This window comes from Arthrobacter sp. Y3223164, assembly GCF_059091005.1.
Genome location: NZ_JBNHGF010000148.1, coordinates 1 through 6387 on the forward strand (window position 1 = coordinate 1; position 6387 = coordinate 6387).

Consider the following 6387-nt stretch of genomic DNA (forward strand, 5'->3'; position numbering starts at 1 on the left):
GGTCCCCGGCGCTTCGCTACCGCCCGCCGTCGGCTCGCCGGATGCGGCGGGCACGGTCCAGTTCGTGGCGGAAGTACCGCCTGCCCCAGGACACCGCCCCGACCACCGCGGCAACGAGCCCCAGGACGATCCACACGATCAGCCATTCCATGGTTCCGATCCTACTGGTCGGCGGTCAAAATTCGTGCCCGTCCGCCAGTTCCCGGGGCCCCGGCCGAGACTATTCTGGGAGTGTCCACCGCAGATGCTCCCAGGAAGCCGGACAACCATGCTCAGCACCAAAACCATGACGACGGTCCTGCCCGTGAAGGACATGGACCGGGCGCGCGCGTTCTACCAGGATTCCCTAGGCCTGCAGCCGGCCGGCCCGCTCGGAGAGGATTCGTTCCTATTCTCCAGCGACGGTTCCACCGCGGTAGAACTCATCGTCCGACCGGACGCAGACACGTCGGACCACACCTCGATCAGCTTCGAGGTGGCCGATTTGGAAACCGAGATGTCCGAACTGGCCGGCCGCGGCGTCGACTTCGCGGACTACGACCTGCCGGGCCTCAAGACCGAGAACCACATCGCGGTGACCGGCCACCAGCGCTGCGCCTGGTTCCCGGACACGGAGGGCAACATTCTCTGCCTGCACCAGAACATCTGAAACGGAAGGACCATGACCGAAGGCGCGCCCGGAGCGTGCGCGCAGCATCACACCCGGCGCATCATTAAAAGAAAGAACCCCCGCCGTCCTGAGACGGCGGGGGTTCTCCTGCCTCCGACCGGAAACCTCCGGTCAGCAGATCACAGAGTTACTTGGTGATCTTGGTGACGCGGCCCGAACCAACGGTGCGGCCGCCTTCACGGATAGCGAAGCCGAGGCCCTCTTCCATGGCGATCGGCTGGATGAGCTCAACGGTCATCTCAGTGTTGTCGCCCGGCATGACCATTTCGGTGCCCTCGGGGAGGGTGATAACGCCGGTCACGTCGGTGGTGCGGAAGTAGAACTGCGGACGGTAGTTCGAGTAGAACGGGTTGTGGCGGCCGCCTTCATCCTTGGACAGGATGTAGACGTTGGCCTCGAAATCGGTGTGCGGGGTGATCGAACCCGGCTTCACGATAACCTGGCCGCGCTCCACGTCTTCGCGCTTGATACCGCGCAGCAGCAGGCCACAGTTCTCGCCTGCCCATGCTTCGTCGAGCTGCTTGTGGAACATCTCGATACCGGTAACCGTGGTCTTCTGGACCGGGCGGATGCCGACGATCTCGACCTCGGAGTTGATGGCGAGGGTACCGCGCTCGGCGCGGCCGGTCACCACGGTGCCGCGGCCGGTGATGGTGAAGACGTCTTCAACCGGCATCAGGAACGGCTTGTCCTTGTCGCGGACCGGGTCCGGGATGTACTCGTCAACGGCGTCCATCAGGTCCTCGACAGACTTGACCCACTGGGCGTCGCCTTCCAGGGCCTTCAGGCCGGAAGTGCGGATGACCGGTGCGTTGTCGCCATCGAACTCCTGCGAGCTGAGCAGCTCACGGACTTCCATTTCGACCAGGTCGAGCAGTTCCTCGTCCTCAACCATGTCCGACTTGTTCAGGGCCACCAGCAGCGTCGGAACGCCAACCTGGCGGGCCAGCAGAACGTGCTCGCGGGTCTGGGCCATCGGGCCGTCAGTCGCGGCAACCACCAGGATTGCGCCGTCCATCTGGGCGGCACCGGTGATCATGTTCTTGATGTAGTCGGCGTGGCCGGGGGCGTCCACGTGTGCGTAGTGGCGCTTCTCGGTCTGGTACTCGACGTGCGAGATGTTGATGGTGATGCCGCGCTGGCGCTCTTCCGGGGCAGAGTCGATAGCTGCGAAGTCACGCTGCTCGTTGAGATCGGGGTACTTGTCAGCAAGCACCTTGGAAATGGCAGCGGTCAACGTGGTCTTACCGTGGTCAACGTGACCGATGGTGCCAATGTTGACGTGCGGCTTAGTCCGCTCGAACTTTGCCTTCGCCACGGGTTCCTCCTAGAACGTGTTGAGAAGATTTGCTCTTCGGACGCGATTGTCACGGCCGAAACTTGAACAAGTCTACTTCGGGCTTTTGTATTTGGTGAAATTACTGGTTCCGTCAGGTACCGGCAAAAACTTGCGCGGTTCCGTCAGTGGGTTGTGCCGGCGGCCGGCTGCGTGAGCCGACCGGCCGCCTGCACGGCGTGCCGGATCCTTACGGATAAGGACCCGCCACCCTGGGGTTTACTCGCCGCGCGTCTTCTGGATGATCTCGTCGGCAACAGCCTTCGGGACCTCAGCGTAGCTTTCGAACTGCATCGAGTACACCGCGCGGCCCTGCGTCTTGGAACGCAGGTCGCCGATGTAGCCGAACATTTCGGAAAGCGGAACGTTAGCGCGCACAACCTTCACGCCGCTAGCGTCCTCCATGGACTGGATCTGTCCACGGCGGGAGTTCAGGTCGCCGATCACGTCGCCCATGTATTCCTCAGGGGTACGTACCTCGACGGCCATCAGCGGCTCGAGCAGGACCGGGTTGGCGCGGCGTGCGCCTTCCTTGAAGACCTGGGAACCAGCGATCTTGAAGGCCATTTCCGAAGAGTCGACGTCGTGGTATGCGCCGTCGAGCAGGATGGCCTTGACACCGACCAGCGGGTAGCCGGCCAGAATGCCGAGCTGCATGGCATCCTGGATGCCAGCGTCGACCGAGGGGATGTATTCGCGCGGAATACGGCCACCGGTGACCTTGTTCTCGAACTCGTAGAAGGCGCCGTCGCTGGTGTCCAGCGGCTCGAAGGAGACCTGGACCTTCGCGAACTGGCCGGATCCACCCGTCTGCTTCTTGTGGGTGAAGTCGACCTTTTCGACAGCCTTCTTGATGGTTTCACGGTAGGCAACCTGGGGCTTGCCCACGTTGGCCTCGACCTTGAATTCGCGGCGCATGCGGTCCACCAGGATGTCCAGGTGCAGCTCGCCCATGCCGCCGATTTCGGTCTGGCCGGTCTCTTCGTTCAGCGAAACGGTGAACGTCGGGTCCTCGGCGGAGAGCTTCTGGATCGCCGTGGAGAGCTTTTCCTGGTCGCCCTTGGTCTTCGGCTCGATGGCCACGAAGATCACCGGCTCCGGGAAGGACATGGACTCGAGCACGATGGGTGCATCGACGGCCGACAGGGTGTCGCCGGTGGTGGTGTCCTTCAGGCCGATCACCGCGTAGATGTGGCCTGCATGCACCTCTTCCACCGGGTTTTCCTTGTTGGCGTGCATCTGGAACAGCTTTCCGATGCGCTCCTTCTTGCCCTTGGTGGTGTTCAGCAACTGCGTACCGGAAGTGGCCTTGCCCGAGTAGACCCGGATAAAGGTCAGCTGGCCGAAGAACGGGTGCGCCGCAACCTTGAAGGCCAAGGCCGAGAACGGCTCCTCCTCGTTCGGCTTGCGGGTCAGTTCGATTTCCTCGTTCTTGGGGTCGTGACCGACCATCGAGGGAACGTCGACCGGGGACGGCAGGTAGTCGATGACTGCGTCGAGCATCGGCTGCACACCGCGGTTCTTGAAGGCAGAACCACAGAAGACCGGGTAGATCTCCGAGTTGACGACCATCTTGCGGATGCCGGCCTTCAGCTCGTCGATCGAAATCTCTTCGCCTTCGAGGTACTTCTCCATGAGCTCGTCCGAGGACTCGGACACGGTCTCAACGAGCTGCGCGCGGTATTCCTCGGCCTTGGCCTGCAGGTCCGCGGGGATCTCCCGGGTCTCGTAGGCAGCACCCATGGTGACGTCGCCCTTGGCGTCGCCTTCCCATACCAGTGCCTTCATGGTCATCAGGTCGACGACGCCGATGAAGTCGTTCTCGGAGCCGATTGGCAGCTGCATGACCAGCGGCTTTGCGCCCAGGCGCTTGATGATGGTGTCTACCGTGAAGTAGAAGTCGGCGCCGAGCTTGTCCATCTTGTTGACGAAGCAGATACGCGGAACTTCGTACTTGTCGGCCTGGCGCCACACAGTCTCCGACTGCGGCTCCACGCCTTCCTTACCATCGAAGACAGCAACGGCACCGTCGAGGACGCGCAGCGAACGCTCCACCTCCACAGTGAAGTCCACGTGGCCCGGGGTGTCGATGATGTTGATCTGGTTCTGGTTCCAGAAGCAAGTCACCGCGGCGGAGGTGATGGTGATGCCGCGTTCCTTTTCCTGTTCCATCCAGTCAGTGGTCGACGCACCGTCGTGAGTTTCGCCGAGCTTGTGGTTCACACCCGTGTAGAACAGGATGCGTTCGGTAGTGGTGGTCTTGCCGGCATCGATGTGGGCCATGATGCCGATATTGCGGACCTTCGTGAGGTCGGTTAGCACGTCCAGTGCCACAATGTCTCCCTTTGTAGGTGAGGGATACGACGACGGCGGTTGGCGCCGTCGTCGTATCGACTCTTTACCAGCGGTAGTGGGCGAAGGCCTTGTTGGACTCAGCCATCTTGTGGGTATCTTCGCGACGCTTCACAGCGGCACCGAGACCGTTCGACGCATCCAGAATCTCGTTCATCAGACGCTCGGTCATCGTCTTCTCGCGGCGGGCCTTCGAGTAGCCGACCAGCCAGCGCAGGGCCAGCGCCGTGGCGCGGCCCGGCTTGACCTCAACCGGAACCTGGTAGGTGGCGCCGCCGACGCGGCGGGACCGGACCTCCAGGGTCGGGCGGACGTTGTCCATGGCCTTCTTGAGGGCGGCAACGGGATCGCCGCCGGACTTGGCCTTCACACCGTCGAGGGCACCGTACACGATGCGCTCCGCGGTGGACTTCTTGCCATCAACGAGAACCTTGTTGATCAGCTGGGTAACCAGCGGCGAGCCGTGTACCGGATCAACTACGAGCGGCCGCTTGGGGGCCGGACCCTTACGGGGCATTACTTCTTCTCCTTCTTCGCGCCGTAGCGGCTGCGGGCCTGCTGGCGGTTCTTGACACCCTGGGTGTCGAGGGCGCCGCGGACGATCTTGTAGCGGACACCGGGCAGGTCCTTCACACGGCCGCCGCGCACCAGCACGATGGAGTGTTCCTGCAGGTTGTGGCCCACACCGGGGATGTAGGCAGTCACTTCGATGCCGCCGGCGAGCTTGACGCGGGCTACCTTACGGAGCGCGGAGTTCGGCTTCTTCGGGGTGGTGGTGTAAACGCGGGTGCAAACGCCGCGCTTCATCGGGCTGCCCTTGAGGGCAGGCGCCTTGGTCTTATTCACCTTAGGTGAGCGGCCCTTGCGGACCAGCTGGTTAATCGTAGGCACTTTCGTGTTCTCCGTTTTTCTTGGGCTTTGCCCCGTCTGTCATGCAGGGCCAGGCACTGTCGGTCGTCTTCGCACCCGCTGCGGAATCGAAGCGACCGTAGGCGTGCAAAAGTGTGGCATTCTCCGCGCAAGAACCCCGCGGACCGGAAACAGGCCCCGTTCCGTTATCATCCGAAACGGCCTTCATCCACTGCCACACAAAAACAATCGAACATAAGTCTAGCAGAGTATGCGGGTCGCGCACGACGCGGTGGCCCGGCGGCTGCCCAGCGGTTGCTGCACGGCGGCCCGGCCGCGGCGTCACGGCCGTTCCATCGCCAGCAGCAAGGCCGTTTCCAGCGGCCGGGCCAGCGTTTTCATGTAGGTGCCGGAGACGTGGTTGAGGTCCCGGTACACCAGGACGTTGCCGATCACCGCCGGGCAGGTCTCCCGGTCGCAGAAGTGCGCCGACAGGTCGATGACCCGCGCCCGCGGGGCCAGCCTGGCGGCATCCTCGGTGAGGTCCTTGCCGTCGAGGCCGTCGCTGCGCGACTGGCCGCATTCGGCCGGGTCCTCGTAATTCACCGCCACGCAGTCCCGGGCGATCGCGCCCTCACGCGGGCGGGGCGTGTCCTTGAGCGCGTACACGTCGATGCCGGCGTCGGCGAGTTCGTTCCAGTACTCGGCGAAGCCCGCCGCGCCGGGCCGCTGGCCGGTGCCCGAGTCCACGAAGGAGGACTCCGCGTAGTACGAGGTGAGGACCGCGTCCACGCCGCCGCGGGTCAGCCGTTCCATGGTCTGTTCGTTGGGCCCGCGGCAGACGGACTCCCCCTTCGCTTCCAGTTTGCGCTGCTCCGCGTTGAACGGGCAGGAATGATGGATGTACGTCAGCAGGCGCCACCCCCGCTCTCGGGCGACAGGCTCCAAGGCCTTGAACCACTGCCCCGCGTGCGAGTCTCCCACCAGCGCCAGGGTGAAGTCCCCCTCCGGGTCCCCGTAGGTGCATTCCTTGGTTTCGGCCGCCATCGAGGTGACGGCGCAATCGCCGAGGCCGGACTGGTCGGCTCCGGCCCGGGCGGGATCCGGGACCACCAGCGGGGTATCGGTGGCGAAGGCGCGGTGGCCGTCCTCCGTGATCGAGGCGACGCCGAAGCCGGGC

The 6387-nt window shown here is 63.7% G+C and carries 7 protein-coding genes; 1 reads left to right on the forward strand and 6 read right to left on the reverse strand.

The window, feature by feature from the left end; translation table 11 throughout:
• Positions 1-16: 16 nt before the first annotated feature.
• Positions 17-151 carry a hypothetical protein gene (locus tag AC5RUJ_RS09175; protein WP_494000480.1) on the reverse strand — a complete coding sequence of 45 codons (135 nt, stop codon included), beginning with the start codon at positions 149-151 and terminating at the stop codon, positions 17-19.
• Positions 152-268: 117 nt separating this feature from the next.
• Between AC5RUJ_RS09175 and AC5RUJ_RS09180 the strand changes: the two genes are divergently transcribed.
• Complete coding sequence (locus AC5RUJ_RS09180) at positions 269-649, forward strand: VOC family protein (RefSeq protein ID WP_494000481.1); 381 nt, start codon at positions 269-271, stop codon at positions 647-649.
• 148 nt (positions 650-797) lie between these two features.
• Here AC5RUJ_RS09180 and tuf read toward each other — a convergent pair whose 3' ends face one another.
• The 5 genes from tuf to AC5RUJ_RS09205 form a co-directional block, all read right to left on the reverse strand.
• The gene (gene tuf / locus AC5RUJ_RS09185) at positions 798-1988 is read right to left on the reverse strand and encodes an elongation factor Tu (RefSeq protein ID WP_493940539.1); all 1191 of its coding nucleotides are present in this window, start codon (positions 1986-1988) and stop codon (positions 798-800) included.
• 237 nt (positions 1989-2225) lie between these two features.
• Positions 2226-4340, reverse strand: a complete 2115-nt coding sequence (gene fusA / locus AC5RUJ_RS09190; RefSeq protein ID WP_494128403.1) for an elongation factor G — start codon at positions 4338-4340, stop codon at positions 2226-2228.
• Between the two features lie 64 nt (positions 4341-4404).
• Positions 4405-4875, reverse strand: a complete 471-nt coding sequence (gene rpsG / locus AC5RUJ_RS09195; protein WP_127511056.1) for a 30S ribosomal protein S7 — start codon at positions 4873-4875, stop codon at positions 4405-4407.
• On the reverse strand, positions 4875-5249 hold the full coding sequence (gene rpsL / locus AC5RUJ_RS09200; RefSeq protein ID WP_493979224.1) for a 30S ribosomal protein S12: 375 nt from the start codon (positions 5247-5249) through the stop codon (positions 4875-4877). The genes rpsG and rpsL overlap by 1 nt, the downstream gene beginning before the upstream one ends.
• A gap of 300 nt (positions 5250-5549) precedes the next feature.
• Positions 5550-6387 (reverse strand): SGNH hydrolase domain-containing protein (locus AC5RUJ_RS09205; RefSeq protein WP_494155781.1); only part of this gene is annotated, 838 nt, incomplete at its 5' end.

Excerpts from the sequence above, each read along its gene's own strand:
- AC5RUJ_RS09175 (WP_494000480.1), bottom strand. The coding sequence starts at position 151 with ATGGAATGGCTGATCGTGTGGATCGTCCTGGGGCTCGTTGCCGCGGTG.
- AC5RUJ_RS09180 (WP_494000481.1), top strand. The coding sequence starts at position 269 with ATGCTCAGCACCAAAACCATGACGACGGTCCTGCCCGTGAAGGACATG.
- rpsG (WP_127511056.1), bottom strand. The coding sequence starts at position 4,875 with ATGCCCCGTAAGGGTCCGGCCCCCAAGCGGCCGCTCGTAGTTGATCCG.